The organism is Shewanella sp. Shew256 (genome assembly GCF_002196695.1).
Taxonomy (GTDB): domain Bacteria; phylum Pseudomonadota; class Gammaproteobacteria; order Enterobacterales; family Shewanellaceae; genus Shewanella; species Shewanella mangrovisoli.
On the sequence record NZ_NAJR01000011.1, the window covers coordinates 72,311 to 96,891 of the forward strand.

22 protein-coding genes are annotated in these 24,581 nt (G+C 49.3%); 13 read left to right on the top strand and 9 right to left on the bottom strand.

All coding sequences use genetic code 11. The features are described 5' to 3' along the window. Positions 1-100: 100 nt before the first annotated feature. From ftsX to ftsY, 3 genes are read right to left on the bottom strand one after another with little or no spacing between them, the layout of a single operon-like run. Positions 101-1,066, bottom strand: a complete 966-nt coding sequence (gene ftsX / locus B5P39_RS17860; RefSeq protein ID WP_088212483.1) for a permease-like cell division protein FtsX — start codon at positions 1,064-1,066, stop codon at positions 101-103. Beyond that, positions 1,063-1,764, bottom strand: a complete 702-nt coding sequence (gene ftsE / locus B5P39_RS17865) for a cell division ATP-binding protein FtsE (RefSeq protein WP_088212484.1) — start codon at positions 1,762-1,764, stop codon at positions 1,063-1,065. The genes ftsX and ftsE overlap by 4 nt, the downstream gene beginning before the upstream one ends. A gap of 3 nt (positions 1,765-1,767) precedes the next feature. Further along, the gene (ftsY, locus tag B5P39_RS17870) at positions 1,768-3,399 is read right to left on the bottom strand and encodes a signal recognition particle-docking protein FtsY (protein WP_088212485.1); all 1,632 of its coding nucleotides are present in this window, start codon (positions 3,397-3,399) and stop codon (positions 1,768-1,770) included. A 213-nt stretch (positions 3,400-3,612) separates the two neighbouring features. Between ftsY and rsmD the strand changes: the two genes are divergently transcribed. Both rsmD and B5P39_RS17880 read left to right on the top strand, forming a co-directional pair. Continuing rightward, the gene (gene rsmD, locus B5P39_RS17875; protein ID WP_088212486.1) at positions 3,613-4,260 is read left to right on the top strand and encodes a 16S rRNA (guanine(966)-N(2))-methyltransferase RsmD; all 648 of its coding nucleotides are present in this window, start codon (positions 3,613-3,615) and stop codon (positions 4,258-4,260) included. A 1-nt stretch (position 4,261) separates the two neighbouring features. Beyond that, positions 4,262-4,534 carry a DUF1145 domain-containing protein gene (locus B5P39_RS17880; protein WP_011718692.1) on the top strand — a complete coding sequence of 91 codons (273 nt, stop codon included), beginning with the start codon at positions 4,262-4,264 and terminating at the stop codon, positions 4,532-4,534. Here the strand turns inward: B5P39_RS17880 and B5P39_RS17885 are convergent. Continuing rightward, positions 4,491-5,492, bottom strand: coding sequence for a GlxA family transcriptional regulator (locus B5P39_RS17885; protein WP_369596983.1), 1,002 nt, complete (start codon positions 5,490-5,492; stop codon positions 4,491-4,493). The genes B5P39_RS17880 and B5P39_RS17885 overlap by 44 nt on opposite strands. Positions 5,493-5,589: 97 nt before the next feature. On the opposite strand from B5P39_RS17885, the gene B5P39_RS17890 reads away from it, so the two are divergent. Further along, positions 5,590-6,126 carry a cysteine hydrolase family protein gene (locus tag B5P39_RS17890; RefSeq protein WP_088212487.1) on the top strand — a complete coding sequence of 179 codons (537 nt, stop codon included), beginning with the start codon at positions 5,590-5,592 and terminating at the stop codon, positions 6,124-6,126. 69 nt (positions 6,127-6,195) lie between these two features. Here the strand turns inward: B5P39_RS17890 and cymA are convergent, their stop codons facing one another. Further along, positions 6,196-6,759 carry a NapC/NirT family cytochrome c CymA gene (cymA, locus tag B5P39_RS17895; RefSeq protein WP_011718695.1) on the bottom strand — a complete coding sequence of 188 codons (564 nt, stop codon included), beginning with the start codon at positions 6,757-6,759 and terminating at the stop codon, positions 6,196-6,198. Positions 6,760-7,191: 432 nt separating this feature from the next. Between cymA and B5P39_RS17900 the strand changes: the two genes are divergently transcribed. From B5P39_RS17900 to B5P39_RS17925, 6 genes are all read left to right on the top strand, one after another. Continuing rightward, complete coding sequence (locus B5P39_RS17900) at positions 7,192-7,569, top strand: hypothetical protein (protein ID WP_088212488.1); 378 nt, start codon at positions 7,192-7,194, stop codon at positions 7,567-7,569. 95 nt (positions 7,570-7,664) lie between these two features. Beyond that, a complete protein-coding gene (locus B5P39_RS17905; protein ID WP_088212489.1) occupies positions 7,665-8,123 on the top strand; it encodes a DUF2057 family protein in 459 nt (152 codons plus the stop codon). 107 nt (positions 8,124-8,230) lie between these two features. Further along, the gene (locus tag B5P39_RS17910) at positions 8,231-8,671 is read left to right on the top strand and encodes a hypothetical protein (RefSeq protein ID WP_254915806.1); all 441 of its coding nucleotides are present in this window, start codon (positions 8,231-8,233) and stop codon (positions 8,669-8,671) included. 222 nt (positions 8,672-8,893) lie between these two features. Further along, on the top strand, positions 8,894-9,154 hold the full coding sequence (locus B5P39_RS17915; protein ID WP_088212491.1) for a heavy metal-binding domain-containing protein: 261 nt from the start codon (positions 8,894-8,896) through the stop codon (positions 9,152-9,154). Between the two features lie 21 nt (positions 9,155-9,175). Beyond that, positions 9,176-10,678, top strand: a complete 1,503-nt coding sequence (locus B5P39_RS17920) for an efflux RND transporter periplasmic adaptor subunit (protein ID WP_088212492.1) — start codon at positions 9,176-9,178, stop codon at positions 10,676-10,678. Between the two features lie 9 nt (positions 10,679-10,687). Then, positions 10,688-13,825: an efflux RND transporter permease subunit gene (locus B5P39_RS17925; RefSeq protein WP_088212493.1), complete on the top strand. Its 3,138-nt coding sequence runs from the start codon at positions 10,688-10,690 to the stop codon at positions 13,823-13,825. Positions 13,826-13,892: 67 nt separating this feature from the next. On the opposite strand, the gene trpS is transcribed toward B5P39_RS17925, so the two are convergent. Further along, positions 13,893-14,924, bottom strand: a complete 1,032-nt coding sequence (gene trpS / locus B5P39_RS17930; protein WP_088212494.1) for a tryptophan--tRNA ligase — start codon at positions 14,922-14,924, stop codon at positions 13,893-13,895. 307 nt (positions 14,925-15,231) lie between these two features. On the opposite strand from trpS, the gene B5P39_RS17935 reads away from it, so the two are divergent. Together B5P39_RS17935 and B5P39_RS17940 are read left to right on the top strand one after the other, a co-directional pair. Further along, positions 15,232-16,389, top strand: coding sequence for a ribonuclease T2 (locus B5P39_RS17935; RefSeq protein ID WP_088212495.1), 1,158 nt, complete (start codon positions 15,232-15,234; stop codon positions 16,387-16,389). Positions 16,390-16,611: 222 nt separating this feature from the next. Next, on the top strand, positions 16,612-18,573 hold the full coding sequence (locus B5P39_RS17940; RefSeq protein ID WP_088212496.1) for a methyl-accepting chemotaxis protein: 1,962 nt from the start codon (positions 16,612-16,614) through the stop codon (positions 18,571-18,573). Positions 18,574-18,685: 112 nt separating this feature from the next. On the opposite strand, the gene B5P39_RS17945 is transcribed toward B5P39_RS17940, so the two are convergent. From B5P39_RS17945 to plsB, 3 genes are all read right to left on the bottom strand, one after another. Continuing rightward, on the bottom strand, positions 18,686-19,462 hold the full coding sequence (locus B5P39_RS17945) for a VOC family protein (RefSeq protein ID WP_088212497.1): 777 nt from the start codon (positions 19,460-19,462) through the stop codon (positions 18,686-18,688). Between the two features lie 132 nt (positions 19,463-19,594). Beyond that, a complete protein-coding gene (gene mtr, locus B5P39_RS17950; RefSeq protein ID WP_088212498.1) occupies positions 19,595-20,851 on the bottom strand; it encodes a tryptophan permease in 1,257 nt (418 codons plus the stop codon). Beyond that, complete coding sequence (plsB, locus tag B5P39_RS17955) at positions 20,851-23,274, bottom strand: glycerol-3-phosphate 1-O-acyltransferase PlsB (RefSeq protein WP_088212499.1); 2,424 nt, start codon at positions 23,272-23,274, stop codon at positions 20,851-20,853. The genes mtr and plsB overlap by 1 nt, the downstream gene beginning before the upstream one ends. Positions 23,275-23,435: 161 nt before the next feature. Here plsB and lexA point away from each other — a divergent pair, with 161 nt between their 5' ends. Then, positions 23,436-24,056 carry a transcriptional repressor LexA gene (gene lexA, locus B5P39_RS17960; RefSeq protein WP_011624510.1) on the top strand — a complete coding sequence of 207 codons (621 nt, stop codon included), beginning with the start codon at positions 23,436-23,438 and terminating at the stop codon, positions 24,054-24,056. Continuing rightward, positions 24,053-24,565: a cell division inhibitor SulA gene (locus tag B5P39_RS17965; RefSeq protein ID WP_011718708.1), complete on the top strand. Its 513-nt coding sequence runs from the start codon at positions 24,053-24,055 to the stop codon at positions 24,563-24,565. Before lexA ends, B5P39_RS17965 begins: the two co-directional genes overlap by 4 nt. Positions 24,566-24,581: the final 16 nt, after the last annotated feature.

Consider the following 24,581-nt stretch of genomic DNA (forward strand, 5'->3'; position numbering starts at 1 on the left):
GGGGTGTTACTTTTAACCCCGTTGAATAGACATTGCAAGTGAGCAAAAGTTCATCGCCTGCCTTATCTAGCCGCATTTTTAAACGATAAACGATTGATCATTAAGAGGGTTCAATCGCTCTTAAATGTTGTCTTACCGAAAGGTAAGAGCCCAGCCAACCTAAGAAGGAGGCTAAGCCCACTAATTGTAGCAGTTCGGTAAAGGTCAAAGACTTCATCTCTAACTGACTGCCGTACAAACCGAGCAGTTCGGCTAGGGCAGAATCTAGATACCAAACCAATATGTTAATGATAAGCCAAGCCAATACACCGCCAATCACTCCATACCAAATGCCGGTATAAAGGAAGGGGCGCTGAATAAAGGACTCTGTAGCGCCAACCAGCTTCATCACTTCAATTTCGGTGCGACGATTCATAATCGCTAAGCGAATGGTGTTACCTATCACCAACACCACGGCGAGTACCAGTAGGGCTGCAATCGCCATCACGGTACGTTCGAGTAAGCGCACCACGGCTTGCAGACGCTCTAGCCATTCGATATCTAAGCGGCCAAAACTGATTTCAGGCTCGCGCTCCAACTTAGACAACAACTCACGGGCACCCACTGGGGTGGAATAACGCTGAGTGGGCGTCACAGTAATCACCGCTGGCAGAGGGTTTTTATCGAGATAGGCTAACGCCTCACCAAACCCCGACAGGCGCTGAAACTCTTCGAGTGCTTGATTACGGTCGATATACTGCACCTTTTCCACTTCGGCATAGGCTCGGATGCGGGTCAGCAGACTTTGAATCGTCTGCTCGCTGCGATTTTCATCGATAAACAGTGAAATCTCCGCCGCACTGTTCCAAGAGCTGGTAATAGTCTCGGCATTTTTAACTAACACTTGCAGCGCCGCAGGTAAGCTTAAACTCACCCCGAGAACCGCCATGGTCATCAGCGAAGAAACTGGACTGCGCCACAATTCACCCATACTCGCCATGGCTTGCTGCACATGACGAATAAAAAACATCACGATACGCCCCGAGATGGGCAACTTGCTGCGCGTTAGTTTGGCATTATCACTCATAGCCCATCACCTCGAGCGGTCGCGTGTCCATGGTGTAATTCCTGTGCACCGAGCATGCGCCCTTGTTTCAGGGTGAAAGTGCGGTACTTCATCCGCGCGATCAGTCCCAGATCGTGGGTAGCGATAAGTACGCTCGTGCCTGCATCGTTAAAGGTTTCGAATAAGCGCAAAATATCCATCGACAACTTAGGGTCTAAGTTGCCCGTTGGCTCGTCGGCCAGCAATAGTGGCGGCTTATTCACAATGGCGCGGGCGATACCGACACGTTGCTGCTCACCACCGGATAACATAATGGGGTTATGGCGCTCTTTGCCATATAAACCCACCATATCCAGCGCGCCAGCGACACGTTTGCGGATCTCACCGAGGGAGAAACCTTCAATCACTAACGGTAAGGCGACGTTGTCGAATACACTTCTGTCCATCAATAGATGATGGTTTTGGAAAATCATCCCAATATTGCGGCGCAAATAGGGCACGTGTTTAGGGCTGATTTTGGCAATATCATGGCCATTAATCGCCACGCGGCCGGTGGTTGCGCGCTCGATCACTGTGATTAATTTCAACAGGGTACTCTTACCCGCGCCCGAATGGCCGGTTAAGAATGCCATTTCACCTTTTTGTAGATGAAAATTCACCTCTTCCAGTGCCATTTGGCCACCAGGATAAATCTTACTGACCTGCTGAAAATCAATCATAAATTAGCTATCCGCTTTTTCTTGAGTGAACAAGGCATCAATAAATTCTTTAGAATTAAAGGTACGCAAATCATCAATTTGCTCACCCACGCCAATATAGCGTAGCGGGATTTTAAACTTGTCGGCAATCGCAAACACCACGCCGCCTTTAGCAGTACCGTCGAGCTTGCTGATGGTCATGCCGGTAACGCCCACAGCCTCTTGGAATAGCTGCGCTTGGCTAATAGCATTTTGGCCCGTGCTCGCATCTAAGGTCAGCATGACTTCGTGCGGCGCCTCTGGGTCAAGCTTCTTCATCACCCGCACCACTTTCTTAAGCTCTTCCATCAGATGCGACTTGTTTTGCAGACGACCGGCAGTATCGGCAATCAAGATATCAATCTTACGGGCCTTGGCCGCTTGCAACGCATCGAAGAGTACCGAGGCACTGTCGGCGCCCGTATGCTGAGCCACCACGGGAATATTATTGCGTTGACCCCAAACCTGTAATTGCTCAACCGCTGCAGCACGGAAGGTATCGCCCGCCGCTAACATCACAGACTTACCCTGACGCTGATATTGCTTCGCCAGTTTACCGATAGTGGTGGTTTTACCCACGCCGTTAACACCAACCATTAAAATCACATAGGGGCCGTTAGCATTTTCAGGCACTAAAGGGATAGCGACAGGGTCGAGCGTCTTCTGCATTTCATCACGCAGTAAATCGTAGAGTGCTTCGGCATCCTTTAATTGCTTGCGGGACGCATGTTCGGTCAGGCTCTGGATAAGGCGTGAAGTAGTTTCTACACCCACGTCGGCGATTAATAGCTGCTCTTCCAGCTCTTCAAACAGATCATCATCGATTTTTTTACCACGGAATAAACCAATGAAACCGCTACCAATATTTTCGCTAGTGCGCATCAGGCCGCGTTTTAACCGCGCGAAGAAGCTTTCTTTGGCGGGTTTTGCCTGAGGTTCGGGTTGTTGCTCAAGGGGTTGTTCAGCTTGGATCTGTGCAGCGGCAATTCGCTCAGCTTCTGCTTGGGCTTCGGCTTCTGCTTGGGCTGCTGCGGCCTGCTGCGCGGCAACTCTTTCCGCTTCCGCTTTTTCAGCGGCTAACTGCTCTGCCTGTGCTTGCTCCGCCGCTAAACGTGCCGCCTCAGCAGCCTGTTGTTCGGCTAAACGTGCGGCTTGTTCTTCGGCGACACGCTGCGCTTCCGCTTCTGCTTGGGCTTTTGCGGCTTGTTCCGCAGCAACTCTTTCCGCTTCGGCTTTTTCTGCAGCTAACTGCTCAGCATGCGCTTGCTCCGCCGCTAAACGTGCGGCTTCGACCGCCTGTTGTTCGGCTAAACGTACAGCTTGCTCTTCAGCAACACGCTGCGCTTCTGCTTGAGCTTTTGCTGCTTTTGCTGCTTGTTCCGCAGCAATTCTTTCCGCTTCGGCTTTTTCTGCGGCTAACTGCTCCGCCGCTAATTTGTCGGCTAGCGCCTGCTCGGCTGCGGCTTTTTCAGCCGCGAGACGGGCTTCTTCAGCTTGCTGCTTTGCTAATGCTTCGGCTTGCTCGGTTTGCGATGGAGTAGAGACTGGGGTTTGCTCGACAACCTCATCTTGTGATTTATCTTTACGAAACCAGGAGAAAAAACCTTTCTTTGCCATGTGTAATTCCAGCGCTCTACTTCAGTGTTGAATTTAAAATAAGACCCTGCCGTTATACCAGATTACCGCGGCAATTACGCCCAAAAAGTCGGCAATTAGTTCTGCTCTATCAGCCTTCTCACCTTTTACTAGGAGTTTGATATAAAATAGTGGCCTTTATAAAGGTGGCATAGTCTACCACTTTCTTTCTTCAGGCAAAATCACGGGGGCACTTTGGCTAATAATCGTGCAAACAACAAGCAAGTGACCAAGAGTCAAACGGCCAACAAGAAAGCCGGTAGTGGCCAAGTGCGGATCATTGCCGGGCAATGGCGTTCGCGCAAACTCCCCATCCATGATTTAGACGGCCTGCGGCCGACCACAGATAGAGTCCGCGAAACCCTATTTAACTGGCTTGCCAATGATATTGCCCACGCAAGGGTGCTCGATTGCTTCGGTGGCAGCGGCGCCTTGGCACTTGAGTCTCTCTCGCGCTACGCCAGTTACGCCAAGATTATCGAGTTGCAACGTCCTGCCGCCATGCAACTTAAAGCGAATCTCAATACCCTCAAGTGCGACAATGCCGAGGTACTCAACGCAGATACCTTAGTCGTGCTGCAAAATGGCTGCGTGCAAGGGTTTGATGTGGTGTTTATCGATCCACCTTTCCGTAAAGGCTTGGCAGAAAAAACCATTCAGCTATTGGATAGCAAAGGTTGGCTTAATGATGGTGCGCTAATTTATGTGGAGATTGAGTCGGAATTAACCCAAATGGCAGTCCCTGCGACTTGGCAACCGCTCAAAGACAAGACCGCAGGACAAGTCAGCTATCGTTTATACCAATACCAAGCCGAAGACTCTCCGGCTAACACCGAGGAATAGCATGTCGTTTCTGATCAATATGGGCAAAGCCATCACTTTAATCGCGTGGTTGATGATGGCTTATAACCTTGTTATGCCTTTTGCAGGCAATATCGGCATTATTCTCAATATCTTACTTGGCATTACTTGCTTGATGCATTGCTTCCAAGTTGCCATCTTCCATATGCTATTTAAAAACTTGCTGACGCTACGCAAGCAAGATTATCTGCAAGTGTTTATCTTCGGCGTATTTAGTTTATTGAGCTATCGTCGACAGGTATTGGCGCAGGCGTAAGCGCACTAAAGCGTTGCCTAAACGCACTCGGGGTTAGGCCGGTAATACGGGTAAACGCTTTGCGACAGGCGCTCACATCCTCATAGCCCACTTGGTGCGCTATGGTCTCGAAACTCTGTGGACTATTTTCGAGTAAGTCACAGGCCTTTTGGATCCTGAGTTTTTGCAGGTATTCATTAGGCTTATGTCCTGTCGCTTTCACAAAACGTCGCAAAAAAGTTCGCTCGCCCATGCAGCACTGCTGCGCCAAAGCCGCAACACTCGTCGGCTGACCATAGTCAGTCTGTAGGCGATTTTGCAGACCCAAGATGACTGTGTCCCCATGATCTCGTTTGGGTAAAAACTGTTGGTAATAACGCTGTTCACGTCCGCCGGTGTCGATAACAAGGTACTTACCCAGCTGGCGCATGACTTTCACATGGCAAAACTGCGCCACTAACTCTAGCCCCAAGTCGAGCCAAGACATCATGCCAGCAGCTGTGATGATATCGCCCTCGTTGACCATGATTTTCTCGATCTCGAGCTTCACCTGCGGATATTGAGCCTGAAACGCTTCCACTAATCCCCAATGGGTTGTCGCCTTGCGACCATCAAGTAAACCCGCGGCGGCCAGCACAAATGCTCCCGCACAAGCGGAGCACAGGATAGCGCCTTGGGCATGTTGCTGCTGTAACCATAATCGCAATGAAGGCGCCGCATTGAAGTAAGACTCAGTTTCTATGCTCGGCGGGATAATCACTAACTGATAGCACTCTTCGAGACTCATCTCTTCTAGGGATAACCGAGTCACTGCAAAACTGCTTGAGCTTAGGGAATTATTTTCGTCAGCTAACATCAGCTTGTTAGCCACCAGCAACATCTCTTCTAAGCCAAATACGGCCGAAGTTAAACAACCGGGTATGGCTAATATCGCCACTTTTAATGGGGATGGCTCGGCAAAATTTGTCAATTTAAGCACCATAGATGTCATTTCTGCCACTCTTAATGGGCATGAATCTACCGCAAACTCTCCTTCGAAGACATCTTTTGCAAGAGAAAACGAATAGGAGAAAAATATGTCGAGCTTAAACAAGATCCCAGCGAACAGCGCCTTAGTGATTATTGATGTGCAGAATGACTACTTTGCCCATGGGGCTTACCCACAATGGCAAGTCGATGAGGCATTAGCGCGCACCTTACACTCAGTGCAGCGAGCCCAGCAACAGGCGATACCTATTATTCTCGTGCAGCATATCGCCGATACGACTCAGGGTGAGGCGCCCTTTTTTAACCCAAACACCCAAGGAGTTGAAATCCATCCAGTGCTTTTAGCAGAGCTCCCCAACGCCCCTATTGTGGTAAAACAATTTGCCGACAGTTTCGATGGCACAGAGCTGGCCAATCTACTCCAAGATATGCAGATCAAGCATTTACTGTTATGTGGCATCATGACGCAAAACTGCGTGACCCATACGGCGCTATCGCCCGCGGCACAAGAATACTCAGTACAAGTGATTGCCGATGCCTGCACAGCTCCCACGCAAATGGTGCATCACATTTCGCTAAGCGCCTTGTCCCGCAGAGTGGCATTAATCAATAGCCAAGACTTATAAGGCCTGATAGCAAAAAGCCCTCTTTCGAGGGCTTTTTATTTGAATATCAAGCTATTGAAGCGCTAAACCTTATCCTTTTGGATAGGGGTGAGCGACACCTTTGTGACAATCCACACAGGTCTTTCTCGCTTCAGGATCTTTCTTGAAGTTGTTGCTGTGCATTCTTACAGCCATTGGCTTCATAGTATCTGGTTGATTTTCATAAATACGAGTATGGCAGTGTTGGCAGTTCGCAGAGTCATTACCACGGAAGTAAGCCAATGCTTTGTCTGCTTGCTCTTTGCGGTTTTCGTCTAACCAAGCTTGAGTGTTAAAGCCATCGATAGTTAAGAAACCATATAAGTCTTTAGATACGATGATCTTCTTAATCAAGTAATCCACAGGACCGTGTGGTAAGTGGCAGTCTTGACATTGTACAGTCACACCAGCACGACCACCGCCGTGGGCAGAAGCTAACACTTCATCTTTCAATGAGTGGTTGCTATGGCAGCTCATACAGAATGCGTCTTCGCTTGTCGCATGTAAGGTTTGTTGGGTTGCAAAATAGCCGACAACACCGATAACAATACCGACGACGATCAGCGCCAGGATGGAATATTTTGCGCTTGGTTTAAATAGTGCACGCCAGTTCATCACTCTATCTCCAAAAAATATTGTCAAAATTAGTTTTTATAAGACTATTTTATATTTTTTCATTTATTAGAAATTTGATTCTAAGCCTAAAAATGCCGATTAATTTAAACTTAAAAGTGCAAAATGAGACTTAGGTCTAACTCTTAATACGACAACTCGCTCAAACCAGCTTAGCAGAGCCATGTGGTACTTCAACTCTCACTAATACATTAATCATTATGCTAAGCGATCAATGATTAAGTACTACCTTAAGAAGCTAAGACAATGAAATCATTTTTAGAATACAAAAATGTGATCCACGCGACATTTACCCCGTTTATAGCTTTCTTTTAAGGTGTTTTTTCCGATAAAAAAGAAAAAAATGAATTTTGGATGAAACTTTTCCGGACTTTTATTGGTCTTTAGGAACAGGTACACATTAATCGAGTTTTTATGGCTAAGTTTTGGATCACCATAGCATTGTTATTTTCACTTATCGCCCAATCGGCGATGGTGAATGCTATGCCAACGTCAGCGATGAATGACTTGTATGATGCTCACAATGTGCAAATGACTAGCATGCAAATGGCCGATGGCAAAATGAATTGTGCTATGCCTGATTGTCCTCCAGACGAATGCATGCTGCATTGCCAAGACTCCCTCACCAACCATTGTAAAACCCATTGTCTCGCACAACTTTATCTTACCGCCTCACAGCCTCAACTTGCCTTGATGAATCATGCAAGTAAGCGTATTGCGGTCCAAGGTTGGGCGATTCAAACGGCCGACCTCGGGTTAACCACGCCTCCTCCCAACTCCGCTTTGCTGTAACCGATCTTTTTTAACGATTAAATCGATTCAATATTCTGCGACTGTGCCACCACGATTGCGCACCCTCGCGATACAGCAAATTTTTGGAGTTTATTATGAAAACCACTTTATTAAATAAAGCATTCGTTGGCGCTACTTTAATCATGAGCACTCTGGCGATTAGCGTGACTGCAACTGCGGCAACCTTAAAAGGCACTGATACCCTCAATGTGGTCAGTATTAATGGCCAAGCCACTAAAGCCTTTAAACCTGTGCAATTGCCAGAAGGTAAAGTGCTGGTCGAAGTTAAATATCAAGATCTGTTTAGCTATCGCGCCGATGATAGCGGCACTTGGGTCAAATCAGAGCCTTTATTCTTTACCTTAAATGTCGCGCCTGAGTCTAATTACCAAATCAACACCCCAACTAAATTAGTCAGCGAAGCCGATGCTAAACGTTTTATTAAAAACCCTAGTATTCAGTTAAGCGTGGATGGCGCCGCTCCGCAGCAACTACCACTGCAAAACCACAGCCAATTAATGGCGGATATGCTGGAAAGCCACCCTTCTAAATAATAAACCTTAGGAGTTTACAAGCAGGGGCATTAACTGAAATGTGAGTTAACGCATTGCAGGATAATGCCTCTATGCTAAAATCGGGTCGTTCATTATTTGGAATACATATGCATCACACACTGGGTCGTTCACTATTAGTCATTTTCACTTTACTCGCACTCGTCGGGCAAAGTGTTGCGTCTAATGGTCACGCGATGGTGATGCGCTCTATGGAGATGAGCGCTATGGTTCATAACCCTTCCAGCCAAGGGATGGACCATGCAGCCATGATGCAGATGAACACAGAGAACCGCTCTGACTCAAGTACAATGGCCAATACAGATTGCTGTAACGATCAAATGCTTCCCGGCGCGAAGCAGCACTGCTGTGATGGCACCACATCCTGTCTCAACGACTGTGGACATTGTTTAATGATTTCAGTTGCTGGCACTCTTTTCAGCCCACACCTCTGGCCGAGTGTGAGTCTGAGCGATACCCCAGTGGCCACTCCTATGCCTCATTTCCACTCTATCTCTTTGTCCTCGGCCTTCAAACCGCCGATAGCCTAGCCTCATTGCGCCCTTTTTTCAGGGCAAACCAAGCTAACAAAACAATTTATTTCGCCGTTTATTGTGGTGCGCCAACATCTAAGCACCCAGAGTAAAGCAAAAGCGTTGTACTGAGCACACAGGCCACTGTGTCGACCCTTTCTCGCGCCTCAAAGCGCCAGAATCTCGCAGTCACGTTTTATGCACTCATATTCGGCTGTAAAACCCGATGGAGTGAACAATATGAAAACCTTAACTAATCTTGCCTTAGTTGCATTTTTAATGACCAGCACCAGTGTGTTTGCCACGGCAACACCCCATGAGCACCACCATGACAATGCAGCGCCACAGGAACAAGCTCAGACCTATATTTGCCCTATGCACCCCGAAGTGACAGGCAACAAAGGCGATACTTGCCCTAAATGTGGCATGAACTTAGAGCCAAAAGCGACGGAAGAAAAAATGGCTGACGGTGCAATGCACAAAGATCACGCGCACCACTAAGCTAGGCTGGAGATGAGGCATATGAACCAATTTCACAAAGTAAAAAAGCCGGGCCCTAAGGCAGTATTGATACTCAGTAGTTTACTGATGGGTACGCCTTGGTTAACCCAGGCCCAGCTCGCGAATCCAGCCACTCAAGCAGAGGCAGGCCACGAGCATGCGCACGATACTCACAGTGCAAATCAAGTCAAAACCTACACTTGCCCTATGCACCCCGAGGTCGAAAGCCACGAACCCGGTCGTTGCCCTAAGTGCAATATGTTCCTCGTTGAAAAAGAAGAAGAGGAAGAAACCAGCACTGCCGCCCAACATGCAGAGCATCAAGCGGCAAGCCAAAATGCGGCGCAAGTCTTTGATACACCAACACCCAAAGCGAATAGCTTAGTTAAAAGCCAAAGCTCGGGTGCGACCATTAAATATGTCTGCCCTATGCACGCCCACATTATTAGTGATGTGCCAGGCACTTGCCCTATCTGCGGCATGAATTTAGAAAAGGTTGAAACTGGCGGCAATACTCAGGAAATCAACATTAATGTCTCTGGCAGCATGCAACAGGCGCTTGCGCTGAAAGTCGCAGAGGCAAAACGCGATACCCTGTGGAAATTTGTCGAAACCGTCGGCCAAATTGACTACGACGAGAGCCAAATCAACCATGTGCACGCCCGTGTAACTGGCTGGATTGAGAAGCTGATGATCAAATCTGTGGGCGACTCAGTTAAAAAAGGCCAGTTACTATACGAGATCTATTCACCCGATCTGATTAACGCCCAGGATGATTATCTGTTAGCACTCGATACCGCCAAATCTGCGGGTAACAGTGGCCGTTATCAGGATCTAGTCCGCAAAGCTGGGCTGCGTTTATCGTTGCTTGGCATGAATGAAAAACAAATCCAACAACTTGCTGACTCACGCAAAACCCAATACCGGGTGCCTTTCTATGCCCTGCAAGATGGTATTGTTAAAGAGTTAGCTGTGCGCGATGGCATGTATATCCAGCCATCAACAGAAGTGATGTCAATCGTCGACCTCTCTAAAGTCTGGGTCATCGCCGACGTGTTTGAAAATGAGCAAAGCTGGATTGCCCTAGGGCAGAAAGCCGAAGTCTCGGTACCCGCCATGAATATCAGCGGTATCGAAGGCACGATTGACTATATCTATCCCGAGCTTGACCCCATCACCCGCAGCTTAAGAGTGCGTGTGGTGCTGAATAATACCGATGTATCCCTCAGACCTAAGACGCTTGCCAAGGTCTCGCTCTTCGGCGGGCCAAATAAAGATGTGTTAGTGATCCCGCAGGAAGCCCTGATCCAAACGGGTAAAGAAAACCGCGTGATAGTGAAACAGGCCGATGACAGCTTTACCGCTAAGGCCGTGACGGTCGGCATGATGAGCCAAGGTAAGGCCGAAATAGTCTCAGGCCTGAGTGAAGGTGAACGCGTGGTGACATCGGGACAATTCCTACTCGACTCCGAGGCCAGCCTCAAGGGCAGCTTAATGCGTCTAAGCAGCGGCCATCAGCACTAGGAGCGGATTATGTTGAAATATATTATCGAGTCCTCGATCAGACAAAGGCTCATGGTGTTGATTATCGCCATGATGATCACTGTCTGGGGGATACAGGAGCTGCGTAAAACGCCGCTCGATGCCCTGCCGGACTTATCCGACGTGCAGGTGATCATTAAGACTCCTTATCCGGGTCAAGCGCCCAAACTGGTTGAAGAACAAGTGACTTACCCACTCTCAACCGCCATGTTAGCCGTGCCCGGTGCAAAAACCGTGCGGGGTTTCTCGATGTTTGGTGATTCTTATGTGTATGTGATCTTCGAAGATGGCACCGACATCTATTGGGCGCGTTCGCGGGTGTTGGAGTATTTAAGCCAGATCAGCAGTCGCTTACCTCAAGGGGTACAACCCTCTCTCGGCCCCGATGCTTCAGGCGTGGGTTGGGTATTTGAGTACGCACTGGTCGATCGCTCCGGCAACTTAGACCTGTCGCAACTGAAAAGCTTACAGGATTGGTATCTCAAACTTGAGCTACAAAGTGTTGCTGGTGTCTCCGAAGTCGCGACCGTCGGCGGCATGGAGCAAACCTATCAAATCGTGCTTGAGCCGGACAAAATGGCGATTTACAAGCTCGATATCGCCGCCGTTAAGCAAGCTATCGATAAAGCCAATAGCGAGGCAGGTGGTTCAGTGGTCGAAATGGCCGAAGCCGAGTACATGGTGCGCGCTAAGGGTTATCGCCAAACCTTAGAGGATTTTCGCGAAATTCCTTTAGGGATCACTAGCCCATCAGGCACAGGTTTGTTGCTCAAGGATGTTGCCACCGTCCGTAAAGGCCCGGCTTCTCGCCGTGGTATTGCCGAGCTAGATGGCGAAGGCGAGGTCGTGGGCGGCATTGTGGTCATGCGTTACGGTGAAAACGCCCTCGCGACGATTGATGCGGTCAAAGCCAAACTCGAAGAGTTAAAAACTGGTCTGCCAGACGGCGTGGAAATCATTCCAACCTATGACCGTTCGCAACTGATCCAAAAGTCCGTCGATAACCTGTTCAGCAAAGTGGTCGAAGAAATGCTGGTCGTGGGCTTAGTATGTCTGCTGTTTTTGCTGCATGCCCGCTCAACCTTAGTGGCCGTTATCACCTTGCCGCTGTCGATTCTTATCGCCTTTATCGTGATGAATAAAATGGGCGTGAATGCCAACATCATGAGCCTTGGCGGGATCGCCATCGCTATCGGTGCTGTGGTTGACGGCGCCATCGTGATGATCGAAAACCTACACAAACATTTGGAGCATTTTAAAGCCGAGCACGACCGTGAGCCTTCGGTAAAAGAGCATTGGCGTATTGTGACCGAGGCTTCGATTGAAGTCGGCCCCGCGCTATTTTTCTCGCTGATTATCATCACCTTAAGCTTTGTGCCCGTCTTCGCGCTAGAGGCGCAGGAAGGACGCTTATTCGCACCGCTCGCCTACACCAAAACCTTTGCCATGGCGGCGGCCGCATTTTTATCTATCACCTTAGTGCCCATTCTCATGGGTTACTTTATCCGTGGGAAAATCCCAAGCGAGCGCAGTAACCCTATCAGCCGCGTGTTGATTGCCCTGTATCAACCGGCATTAAAACTGGTGCTTAAGTTCCCTAAAGTCACCATTGTGCTTGCCTTAGTCGCATTGGCGAGCGCTTGGTATCCTATGACGCGCATGGGCAGTGAGTTTATGCCCGCCCTAGAAGAGGGGGATTTACTCTATATGCCAACGGCACTGCCAGGGATCAGCGCCAGTAAAGCCGCCGAAGTGCTGCAACAGACCGACCGTTTGATTAAAACCGTCCCTGAGGTAGCCCGCGTATTTGGTAAAGTCGGCCGCGCCGAAACCGCGACCGATCCTGCGCCACTGACCATGCTCGAAACTACGATTATGCTTAAACCCCATGAAGAATGGCGTGAGGGCATGACCTTAGACGGCATCATCAATCAGCTGCAACAAACGGTAAAAGTGCCCGGCCTAACCAACGCTTGGGTGCAACCGATTAAAACTCGTATCGATATGCTGTCGACGGGGATAAAAACCCCCGTGGGGATTAAGATCACTGGCGCCGATGTCAATGAGCTACAAACCCTAGGGGCTAAGATTGAGGCCATCTTGAGTAAAGTGCCACACACTAAATCGGCCTACGCCGAACGCAGTGGTGGCGGTCGCTATATCGATATCAGCCCCAAACTCGATGTGGCCGCCCGCTATGGCATGACGCTACAGGATATCCAAGATGTAGTACGTTACGCGATTGGTGGTATGGACATTGGTGAGTCGGTTCAAGGCGCGGAGCGTTACCCCATCAACCTGCGCTACCCCCGTGAACTGCGTGACAATATCGAGAAACTGCGCGAGCTGCCGGTGATCACTAAATCAGGGCATTATTTGCCGCTGCGTAACTTGGCCGATATCGAAATTAACGATGGCGCGCCAATGCTTAAGAGTGAGAACGGACGGTTAATTTCGTGGGTGTTTATCGATATCGAAGGCACTTCGATTGGTGAATATATCGCCGCGGCAAAAACCGCTTTAGATGAAGAACTCGTTGTGCCGCCCCGTTACAGCTATAGCTTTGCGGGTCAATACGAATACATGCAGCGGGTCGATGCCAAGCTTAAGCAAGTGATCCCTATGGCACTCGGGGTGATCTTTATTCTACTGATGATGACCTTTGGCTCGACCATGCAGGCCAGCATTATTATGCTCAGCCTCCCCTTCGCCCTCGTGGGTAGCACTTGGTTATTGTATCTGCTCGACTACAACATCTCGGTCGCCGTCGCCGTGGGGATGATCGCCCTTGCCGGGGTCGCCGCCGAATTCGGGGTGGTGATGTTGGTGTACCTCAATAACGCCATTAAACATCGGCAGGAGAAAAACACTTACCATACGGTCGAGGACTTAAAAGAAGCCTTGATTGAAGGTGCGGTCATGCGCATTCGCCCTAAAGCAATGACAGTCGCAACCATCTTCTTCGGCCTCTTGCCCATTATGTGGGGCGCGGGTTCGGGTAACGATGTAATGCAAAAAATCGCCGCGCCTATGGTCGGCGGTATGGTCACAGCACCGATACTGTCGCTGTTTGTACTGCCAGCACTGTATCTGTTGATCTACGCTCGCCAAATCAATAAAGCAGAATAATCCTTTGCTTTAATTCATCATAACCCCTAGCGTGATTAACGCTAGGGGTTATGCTTTTTAGGTCATTTCAAAATAGATTTAAACCAAAGGCAGTTTTGACTCGTCTTAAAACCCCATCCGACTCTTCGCGAGCCTTAGCGGTTCCCTCCTTAAGAATCGACACTAACTGAGCCTTATCGGCTAAGAGCAAAGCGCGACGCTTACGAATGGGGGCAAGTAAGCTTTGTAAGCATTCCTCTAAAATCGCTTTCGTTTTTCCATCCCCTAATCCACCTGCACAATAATGGGACTTTAGTTCAGCAACATATTGAAGATCAGGATGAAAAGCGTCGAGATAGGTAAATACAACGTTGCCTTCGACTCGACCGGGATCGTTTATATTTATATGCGTGGGATCGGTATACATAGCCTTCACAGCCTTCGAAATATCTTGTTCACTCGATCCAAGCATAATGGTATTGCCGATCGTTTTTGACATCTTACTTTTTCCATACACACTCGGTAGACGTGTCATATGACTTAACAGCGGTCGACATTCAACCAGCACCTCATCCTGCGCAATCTGGTTCAGTTTTCTGACAATTTCATTAGTCTGTTCCAACATTGGCAACTGATCATCCCCGACAGGAATCAATGTGGCTTTGAACGCTGTGATATCCGCCGCTTGGCTAATTGGATAAGTCAAAAATCCTGCGGGAATCGAACGCCCAAAGGCCTTGCTATTGATTTCATTTTTAACAGTGGGATTACGTTCTAATCTGGCAATCGAAACCAAGTTTGCATAGTACATAGTCAACTCAGCTAACGCGGGGATAGAAGATTGCAAGCAAATAGTTGTTTTCGCAGGATCTATGCCCACTGCGAGATAGTCGGCAACCACATTTAAGATATTTGCAGCCACTTTTTGTGGCTGATGACCGTTATCCGTCAATCCTTGCATATCGGCGACGAGAATAGTCTGCTCAAATCTATGCTGTAACTCAATTCGTTGCTTCAGCGAACCAACATAATGACCTAAATGCAAAGGCCCTGTGGCTCTATCGCCAGTCAGCACTTTATCTGGTTGGGCAGGAATGGATAGTGATGAATGTTGTTGCATGGTATATCTCCAAAAAATTAGCCGACCGGAGACACACTGATAGATATTCACTCGTTGCCATCCGGCAGCTAGTGAATGTAAAAAGCCTAGCGCCGCTCTATATGACTGAGCGCCACCAAGTGGTTACGAAAGTAAATGTAAGAAAAGCAATAGAATATTTTTTCATCATGGCACCTTAACCAGAACTCGAAGATTTTGCAAACATCGAGTAGCTATCCCATTAGCACATTCTACAATTTCACTGCACAATAGCAGCATGCAACGCCATGTGTTTGTGCCACCGCCATAGCAGAAAGGACGCCAGCGAATGACAGCTTTATTTTCTCTCCCCATCCACAACCGCGCAGGTATTTGTCGCCATAGCTTTGGCTTGCTGGGGCTGTTGCTGATAGGTTTTACGCCCATCACCCTTCAGGCGGCGCCCGCCTCGGGAGAGTTTATCGCCAACAAGCGCTGCGAACTGTTTCAGTCCAAAAATAAACAAACCAATCCCGATGATTGGCAGAGCAATATTGGCGAGCGTTATCCCGTTGCCGAAATTCTAGGTAATAGCACGAATCCCGATTGGCTCAGGGTGCGAACCAATGCCAACAGCTCGCCACTGCGTTGGATAAAAGGTAATTGCGGGCAATACAATGCCGCAGCTACAGCGCCCGCCGAATCCATAGCGACCGCTCAGCCCACAGCGAATGTCGAGCCCGCGCAAACAACCCTAACTAGCGAGAGCACGGCGGTTAAGAGTGAAAGCCCGCAAGAAAGTGGCACGCCAGAGAAGCGCCAAGGTAATGTGTGCCAAATCGAGGATAACTACGACTCCAATGTGCTCGCCCTAAGTTGGCAGAGCACCTTTTGCGAACTCTATGGCAGCCGTAAAGCCGAGTGCCGCGCCTTAAGCCAAACGAGTGATGCGCCTCAGTGGCAACACTTTAGCCTGCATGGCCTCTGGCCAAATCGCCAGCAATGTGGCACCCGTTATGGCTTTTGCAGCAGCGTGAAACAACAACCGAGTGATTTTTGTGATTATCCCGAGGTGCCGCTCAATGCCTCTGTCCAAAAAAATCTCGAGGAAGTGATGCCAAGCGCCCGCTACGGCAGCTGTTTAGAGCGCCATGAATGGTGGAAACATGACACCTGTCGCAACCAAGACCCTAATGATTACTTTTTACTGGCAACTCAGCTGACGCAGGAAGTGAATGCCTCGGCATGGGTACAACAATTTATCCATGAAAGAATTGGTAAAAAAGTGACTCAACAGGAGCTAAATCAAAGCTTTGATGCCAGCTTTGGCCAAGGTGCACACACTAAGGTCACCCTAGACTGTGCCAAAGGACTCTTGAGTGAAATCCGCATCAGCCTACCTCAGGTCATCAACAGCTCCGACTCTTTACCGAGTCTGCTCGCAAAGGCGCCGAAGGCGAAAAAGACTAATTGCCCAGCCACACTGTTAATCGACAATCCAAACTAACCGCATACGGCCAGTGGCGAGGCATATCGTCACTGGCTGGCTCTTATAAACCAAGGGGCTAAATGCTGTTATCCCTCGCAAATGAGCCCCAATATTAACGAAACTTCATTTAAGCTTTCTCTTACCTCGAAATAAGTCTCCTATACTCAAACAAGCCGTGCCTAGTACAGGAGCTAGCGCTTTAATCCAAGCCATGGAAGACAAGTTCACTCTGAGGTAACTATGTTTTCTATCAATCAGTTAACACTCACTAAAAAGCTTGCGATCGTTCCTGTCTTTCTTGTTGCCATGCTGATCACTTTAGGGGTATTAAGTTACTTCGCCCTGACCGATATCGATAATCGAATGCGCGCCGTGACTGAAGATCTTGCCCCAGAAAGCGATCTCACCAGTAGCCTGCTTCAAGAAATTTATCGCCTGCGCCTGACGGTCAAAACCTATGTCAAAACGGGTTCCAGCGAAACGGCAGCCGAATTTAGCGCCCAAGACAGTAAAACCCGCGACCTATTAGCCAAAGCCAAGGCTCATATAGATAATCAGGAGCGCAGCCAAATGCTCCAACGGATCATTGAGCATGAAAAAGACTATGTGGATATCTTTAATCAGCAAGTCGTCCCCAATCAACAACAAAGAGCCAAGCTAGTCACTGGCATACTCGATGTAAAAGGGCCTGAAATAGAAAAGATTATCTCCCAAATCATGCAGTCCTCCTTTACCGATGGCGATGTGCAAGGTGCCTTCTACGCCGGTAAAAATCTGCGTGAACTGCTCTTGGCTCGCCTCTATGTCAGCAAGTTTCTCCTCGATAACCAAGCCGATCAGGCGCAACGTTTTCGAGCCGAACTCGTTAACACACATAGCACAATGGATGAGCTCGCCGCGGCGCTCGATAACTTGACCTATCAGTCTCAGGTAAAACAAGCTGCGGGGCTGTTAACTGAATACGAGCAAGCGGCAGACGGCGTCGTCACGGCAATCAATAACCGCAATCAAGCCATAGTGCAGCTGGATAATATCGGCATCGAAATGGCGCAGATGACCTCTGATTTGCAAGATAATACGATGAAGTCGCTGTCTGAAGCGGGCGATAAAGCTGCTAAGGAGGTCAGCCAAAAAATCACCTTTATCAACATCATCCTGCTGATCGCCATTCTGCTTTCCGCCTTCATCACAGTGATAGTGACCCAAAACCTGCTGCGCACCATACGCGAAGTGGTGGCGCTGCTGAATGAAATCGCCGATGGCGAGGCCGATCTCACCCAGCGCCTACCCGTAAATGGCCATGACGAACTGACCCAACTCGCCAAAAACTTTAACCGCTTTGTATTGCGGATCCAGCAGTTAGTGGCCGAAGTCAAAGACACGACAGTTCAAATGGTTAGCGCATCAACCCAGCTAAACAGTGTGACTCACAGCGCGACCCAAGACATGAGTTCGCAGCAGAATGAAACCCAACTGGTCGCCTCGGCCATTACCGAAATGGCCGCCAGTGCCGTCGAAGTCGCTGCCAGTGCCGATACCGCCAATAAGCTCTCGGAGGATGCCAAAGCACAAGCCCTCCTCGGCCGCGAGACAGTCACCCGCGCCACTCATTCGATGAAGGAACTGGCGAGCAAAGTCGAAGCCTCAGCCACCACCATAGAGCAGTTACGTAACGACAGCGATAAGATTGGTGCCGTGCTGGATGTGATCCGCGCCATTGCCGAGCAAACCAATCTGTTGGCGCTCAACGCGGCGATTGAAGCGGCTCGGGCGGGCGAGCAAGGACGTGGCTTTGCGGTAGTAGCCGATGAAGTACGCTCACTTGCCAGCCGCACGCAAGAATCGACCAAGCAAATCCAACAAATCATCCAAACACTGCAGGATAGATCCAGCTCAGCAGCGACCATGATGGGACAAAGCCGAGAAGCCACCAACAGCACGGTTGAGCAAGTGACCCAAGTGGAATCGGCCCTCTCGACTATTACCGAAATGGTCATGTCGATCACCCACTCGGTCTCGCAAATGGCCCACGCTGCCGAGCAGCAGTCGACCGTGGTGGAAGAAATTAATATGTCGATCAACAGCGTCAATGACAGTGCTAACCGTACTCTGACGGGGGTGAAACAGGCGGCAAGCTCTGCCAATGGCTTACTGGGGATAGGTCAACAGCTGGATGGTTTAGTGAGTGAGTTTAAGGTGTAACCAATAGCGGTTAAAGAAATAAGCGTATCGACATAAGACCATATAAAACCTAGGTATGACTCAATAAACCTAGGTTTTATGATCGCTTATGCTGAAGTGTCATCTCGCCAGCTTAAGATAGCTCATTTAATTTGATGACCGCGAAGGTTGCCCCTTGCGCGTCGGCAATCACCGCAAAACGTCCCACATCTGGGATATCACTGGGCGGCACGCATAACTGTGCGCCTAGCCCCTGCGCCTTAGCGGCCAAGGCATCACAATCCGCAACTACAAAATAAGGCATCCAATGGGCGGGGATCTCGCCCCATTCCGGCATCATTTTCATCATGCCCCCCATAGACTGACCGTTAATTTGCCACTCGGTGTAATCGATGCCAGGTACATGACTGGGGAGCGTGGTCCAAGGAAACACTTGAGTGTAAAAACGTGCTTCGGCGCTAGGTTCGCGGCAGGCCAGCTCCACCCAACACAGGGTATTTTCTTCCCCTTGGCGACGTGAGCCAGGGTGGTTTTTCGCCTGCCACAGGGCAAAGCGCGCGCCTTCGGGATCACTCACCTGCGCCATCACGCCCGCATCACCCACCACATGCGGTCCCATATGTAAGTGCCCACCCGCAGCAAGGATGGCGGCAACCGTGGCTTCGATATCCTTAACCGCAAAATAGATCCGCCAGTGGCTAGGGATCTGTGGTTCCGACTCAGGGATTTGATACATGGCACCTAAGTCATCACCGTCGAGGTTGAACAACGAGAAATGGCCATTAGGAATCGCCATTTCCACCGCATTCCAACCAAACAGCGCGTGGTAAAACGCCTGTGCACCCTGCCAGTCATGGCTCGCCAGTTCGACCCAACAGGCCTGTCCCTGCGCGTACTGAGTAATCCTCATTGCAGACTCCAATCAAACAGATAATGTGTTCGAGTTAAGCTGGAGTTTAGGCAACTGTCCAGTTTTGGCGATAAAAAGATGAATATAAAGAAAAAGCCCTCAATTTGAGGGCTTGATTCGTACGAGAAATACTTAGGAGAACTGCGGCAATAGATTCGCCATCGCGAGTAGATGACAAGCCCCAGTCACCACGCCATATAACACCACAAGGATAATTAAGGGTGTGCCACCAAAGACTCTAAAACCTTGATGGTTTGGGAACTGCTGTCTCGATTTATAGGCCATCAGTGCAGGCACGATGACGGCCCACACGGTTGCCGCTAAGGCAGCAAAACCAATGGCAATCAAAAAGCCATCGGGGAATAACAAACCTAAAATGGTCGGCGGCACAAAGGTGACTACCGCCGTTTTCATCCGCCCCGAGCGCGTATCGTCGAACCCGAATAAATCGGCCAAATAATCGAATAAGCCTAAGGTCACACCGAGGAAAGAAGACGCCACGGCTAAGTTAGCAAACAGGGTTAACATACTGTTTAATAAGCTGCTTTCCATCACTTTCGACAAGGCGCCGACTAACACACCCATATTGCCACCTTGGGCAATAATCTCACTAAACTGGCTGCGAGGAATGTTGCCCATAGTGGCGACTAACCAACAGGCATAAATGATCAGCGCGATGAAAGTGCCGACGAAAATCGCTTTGATGATGGTCGATGAATCTTTGCCGTAGTACTTCACCAAACTCGGCACGTTGCCATGGTAGCCAAAACTTGCCAGACCAAAGGGCAAGGCCGCCCACAGATAAGGCATAAAGCTTTGATTACCATCCGGTTCGAGCAGCTTAGTCACATCGATCTCGATCAGTAAGTTACCAATCGCAAGGAAGAACGTGATAATCATCCCGCCGAGCATTATGGTCGTAATACGGTCCACCGCCTTGGTGCTGATCAACACGATACAAGCCAGCACGACCGCAAACACTAATCCGGCGACACTCTGGGGTAACTCTATCCCCATGCCCTGTAGGCTATGGTTAACAATCGAGCCGCCGCCACTGATGTAGGCGTAGGTTAAGATGTAGAGCACGAAGGCAATCGATACCCCATTCACGATCCGCCAAAACTGGCCTAGGGTTTCCTTGGTCAGGGTATCAAAACTCGCTCCCGGCTCGAAATGCAGATTGGTTTCGAGCAGTAACAGCCCCGACATCAACATGCAGAACCAAATACCGAGCAACATCAGTACCGAGTAGCCAAACCACATGCCTGCGCCCACCACGGGCAAAGAAAACATCCCCGCCCCGACTGTGGTGCCGGCAATAATCATGGCACCGCCGAGCAAAGACTTGCCCACCGGCTTATTCTTCGCCGCATTCATATGGTTAGCCATTAAACGATATGCTCCGCGGTCACGCTCGCGACTATGGTTTGTCTCACTGAGGCTCGAAGTAAGCTATTGGCTTGATCGCGAATGCGCTCAACGTCGGATTTATCTTCCTTCTCGGAAAAATAACCCAACTCTTTAAGCTTAACACTCAAAGTGTTATAGAGTTTCTTGTCGTAGAACTCTGGTGCGGTAATTCCATGCAGCGCCCCTAAACGTTGGGCAAGCAGATGGCTTTCAGACTCCAGCTCCGAACGCTCCATCTTAGGTCTGTGGGCCAGCAGATTGAAGATAATCGCATAGCGTTGCAAAGTCTCGCTAACGCTTCCGGCCAGCAACAACATTTGGCTAGTGTGCTCGGTCACCACCGACAGCGTATCGCTTTCCTGCACTAAGCCCTGTTCAATAAACAGATCCAGCACTTGATTCACATAGCTTGGCAGATCCTTGATACCCATGAATAACTCCGCCTTCAGTAGAGGGTAGAAGTCACTCACAATCCCTAGGATATGGGCTCTTGAAATCTGCTTATTGTTGGTTAAGCAGCTGGCAATCAACGACGGAATGATAAACAAGTGGATGATATTGTTACGATAGTAAGTCATTGAAATCGATTGGTTCGCATCAATAGAGACTATCTCCCCCAGAGGATCTGCATTGATGGAGAACTTATTCAGCTCTAATCCTTGTTGCACTAAGTGCTTGCCATCACCTTCGGCCACCGACGTAAACGAAGTGTAAGGCACACGCTTAAGCAGAGTTAAGTACAAATCTAACTGACGCTCGAGCAAGCAACGCTCTAGGGCATTTTGCTCCGACGCCAGCAGCACTAAGCTGGTTAAGGTGATAGAACTGGCCGCGGCGGCATCGTTAATGCGAGTCATCACACGATTCGCTAACACGTTCACCGCAGGGGTTAACCAAGTCGGTTTTTGTTCAGGATCGTCGGCCACTTCAGTGCGCCAGTTTGGCGCCGTTTCATTCAAGAAGTTTTGCAGTGTAATCGGCTCACCAAAGTTGACATAACCTTGGCCAAAATTACCTAATTTACGAATAGCACCAAAGACTTGCCATACAGATTCTTTCTGTTTTTTCTTACCGCTCAGCTCTTTGTGATAAGTCGCCACTTCCATCACGTGATCGTAACCTAAATACACTGGCACTAAGGTGACTGGACGTTCGATGCCACGCAGCACACTGTTGATCGTCATGGCGATCATGCCCGTTTTCGGCGCCAATAGACGACCAGTGCGAGAGCGGCCACCCTCAGAGAAATACTCCACCGAATATCCCTTAGCAAACAGCTGATCGAGGTATTCACGGAACACGGCAGTATAGAGTTTATTACCGTTAAAACTACGGCGAATAAAGAAAGCCCCGCCACGGCGGAACAGCGGCCCCGCAGGCCAGAAGTTTAGGTTAATCCCCGCCGCAATATGCGGTGGCACCATGCCTTGGTAATACAAAATGTAGGATAACAGCAGGTAATCCATATGGCTGCGATGGCAAGGTACATACACAATCTCGTGACCATCATGGTGAAGCTGGCGGATTTGCTCGGCACCTTTGATATTGATACCGCTGTAGAGCTTGTTCCATAACCAAGTTAAGAAACGCTCGGCAATACGCACTAGGCTGTCGGAATAATTCGCTGCAATTTCATCAAGATATTCAATTGCTGTTTCACGAGCTTGGGTTTCGGAAATCTTCTTACTCGCCGCTTCTTCTTGAATCGCCTTGCGTAAGGATTCGGATTTCAGCAGGGAGTGGAACATTGCCTGACGATTAGGCAGCACTGGCCCTGTCATCACCTTGCGTTGACGGCGGAAATGCACCCTAGCCACCCGCGCCAGTTTATGGGCAATCCCCATATCGGTGCCGTGTTCGTCGGCCATGTAACGCAGCGATACCGCATTAGAAAACTGAACAAAGTTGTGACGGCCTAAAAATAGGATCATCAAGCACTTACGTAACCAAGTTGGGTTCTCGCGCTCAAGCACAGCCGCCTTCATGGTATCGTCTTCTTTACCCGGAGTACGGCCCCAATACAGGCTCACAGGCACCAGCTGAATATCTAACTCAGGCTTTTCCTTATGGACAGCCAACAAACGCATAAAACATTCGAGGAACGGCTCATTGCTGGCACGTTCGCCAAACAAAGGCTTACGCCCTTCGAGACAGACGACGCGGGGCGCGACAACGCCATTTACCACGAGCGGCTCGTAGGGGCTTGGCAAACCCAGCTTAGTGGTGATTTCGCTTAACGCAGCAATATCACTCAGGGATTCTGTTTTCATTACATAAGCAAGCGGTCTGGAGGCGTCCAGATTCAGATCGGCAAAGGGATCCTGCGGCACAACAATAGTGTGCACTAAGTGTTTTTGGATCCAGCGTAATGATTTCAACCAAAGAGAGTCTTGTTTAGGCATTATTCTTATGCAATGTAAGTACGTTCATTAGCCCCATAGAATACCAGATTCTAGGGAACATTCGCTAATACTCTCCAATCGCGTTAAAAAGTGGTTAATACTTGCACTACGAATAATACTGTATATACTAACAGTAACTGTATAGAAAAACAGGAAAGAACATGAGACCGTTGACGCCACGCCAAGCCGAAATTTTAGAGCTGATTAAACGTAATATTGCCGAGACTGGCATGCCACCCACCCGGGCCGAAATCGCCACCCGTTTGGGTTTTAAAAGTGCAAATGCCGCCGAGGAACACCTTAAAGCATTGGCGAAAAAAGGCTGCATCGAGATCATGCCTGGCACTTCCCGCGGGATCCGTCTCCCTGTTGAGGAAGAAGATAACAGCGAATCAGGCTTGCCACTGATTGGTCAAGTGGCTGCGGGCGAACCTATACTCGCCCAAGAGCATGTCGAACAGTATTACCAAGTCGACCCTAGCATGTTCCACCCTGCCGCCGATTTCTTACTGCGCGTCAGAGGCGACAGTATGAAGAACATCGGTATCCTCGAGGGGGATCTGCTCGCCGTTCATAAAGTACAGCAAGCGCGCAATGGCCAAGTAGTTGTTGCTCGCGTTGACGATGATGTAACAGTTAAACGCTTTGAAAAGAAAGGGAATCTAGTTTATCTACATGCAGAGAATGAAGATTACTCCCCAATTAAAGTCGATTTAAGTTTCCAAAGTCTAACAATAGAAGGGCTCGCCGTAGGGGTGATCCGCAATGGAGATTGGCTATGAACAAACTACTAGGTAATGCCCCGCGTCACCCCGGTTTATGGCTCGATGCGGTACGCGAAACCGATACTGACTGGCAGCATACGCCTATCATCACTATGCCCACCGAGAGCCAAGGGCGCCAAGAGCTGATGCAGCTTAGCAAGCAGTTAGCACAACTGAGCCAACAAGGCCGCTGGGTCGTGCTCATCAACCCACCTAGTATTGGCTACAAGCAGTTACTGGCTAGCGCTGGCGTGCGTATGGACCGCGTTCTCTTAGTCCATGCGAAAGATGAAGTCGAAACCCTGTGGGCAATGGAAAAAGCCTTAACCAGTGGCACTTCCAGCGCAGTAATTACTTGGATCCACTCACTCGATGCCCGCGACAATCGTCGTTTGCAAATTGTGGCCAAGAGTGCCCGCGCCATGGGAATCGTGCTCGAAGGTGTTGTAAATCACTCGACTACGGACGCGACACTCAAGCAACCCGCTCACTTTGCCCAAGGTAGTTTTTTTAGCTCTGTTCATTAAAATTTTTGCACTGCGT

What these genes read in the sequence shown, in the direction of transcription:
- ftsX (WP_088212483.1), bottom strand. Translation starts at nt 1,066, where the DNA reads ATGAGTGATAATGCCAAACTAACGCGCAGCAAGTTGCCCATCTCGGGG.
- ftsE (WP_088212484.1), bottom strand. Translation starts at nt 1,764, where the DNA reads ATGATTGATTTTCAGCAGGTCAGTAAGATTTATCCTGGTGGCCAAATG.
- ftsY (WP_088212485.1), bottom strand. Translation starts at nt 3,399, where the DNA reads ATGGCAAAGAAAGGTTTTTTCTCCTGGTTTCGTAAAGATAAATCACAA.
- B5P39_RS17880 (WP_011718692.1), top strand. Translation starts at nt 4,262, where the DNA reads ATGTCGTTTCTGATCAATATGGGCAAAGCCATCACTTTAATCGCGTGG.
- B5P39_RS17890 (WP_088212487.1), top strand. Translation starts at nt 5,590, where the DNA reads ATGTCGAGCTTAAACAAGATCCCAGCGAACAGCGCCTTAGTGATTATT.
- cymA (WP_011718695.1), bottom strand. Translation starts at nt 6,759, where the DNA reads ATGAACTGGCGTGCACTATTTAAACCAAGCGCAAAATATTCCATCCTG.
- B5P39_RS17900 (WP_088212488.1), top strand. Translation starts at nt 7,192, where the DNA reads ATGGCTAAGTTTTGGATCACCATAGCATTGTTATTTTCACTTATCGCC.
- B5P39_RS17905 (WP_088212489.1), top strand. Translation starts at nt 7,665, where the DNA reads ATGAAAACCACTTTATTAAATAAAGCATTCGTTGGCGCTACTTTAATC.
- B5P39_RS17910 (WP_254915806.1), top strand. Translation starts at nt 8,231, where the DNA reads ATGCATCACACACTGGGTCGTTCACTATTAGTCATTTTCACTTTACTC.
- B5P39_RS17915 (WP_088212491.1), top strand. Translation starts at nt 8,894, where the DNA reads ATGAAAACCTTAACTAATCTTGCCTTAGTTGCATTTTTAATGACCAGC.
- B5P39_RS17920 (WP_088212492.1), top strand. Translation starts at nt 9,176, where the DNA reads ATGAACCAATTTCACAAAGTAAAAAAGCCGGGCCCTAAGGCAGTATTG.
- B5P39_RS17925 (WP_088212493.1), top strand. Translation starts at nt 10,688, where the DNA reads ATGTTGAAATATATTATCGAGTCCTCGATCAGACAAAGGCTCATGGTG.
- trpS (WP_088212494.1), bottom strand. Translation starts at nt 14,924, where the DNA reads ATGCAACAACATTCATCACTATCCATTCCTGCCCAACCAGATAAAGTG.
- B5P39_RS17935 (WP_088212495.1), top strand. Translation starts at nt 15,232, where the DNA reads ATGACAGCTTTATTTTCTCTCCCCATCCACAACCGCGCAGGTATTTGT.
- B5P39_RS17940 (WP_088212496.1), top strand. Translation starts at nt 16,612, where the DNA reads ATGTTTTCTATCAATCAGTTAACACTCACTAAAAAGCTTGCGATCGTT.
- B5P39_RS17945 (WP_088212497.1), bottom strand. Translation starts at nt 19,462, where the DNA reads ATGAGGATTACTCAGTACGCGCAGGGACAGGCCTGTTGGGTCGAACTG.
- mtr (WP_088212498.1), bottom strand. Translation starts at nt 20,851, where the DNA reads ATGGCTAACCATATGAATGCGGCGAAGAATAAGCCGGTGGGCAAGTCT.
- plsB (WP_088212499.1), bottom strand. Translation starts at nt 23,274, where the DNA reads ATGCCTAAACAAGACTCTCTTTGGTTGAAATCATTACGCTGGATCCAA.
- lexA (WP_011624510.1), top strand. Translation starts at nt 23,436, where the DNA reads ATGAGACCGTTGACGCCACGCCAAGCCGAAATTTTAGAGCTGATTAAA.
- B5P39_RS17965 (WP_011718708.1), top strand. Translation starts at nt 24,053, where the DNA reads ATGAACAAACTACTAGGTAATGCCCCGCGTCACCCCGGTTTATGGCTC.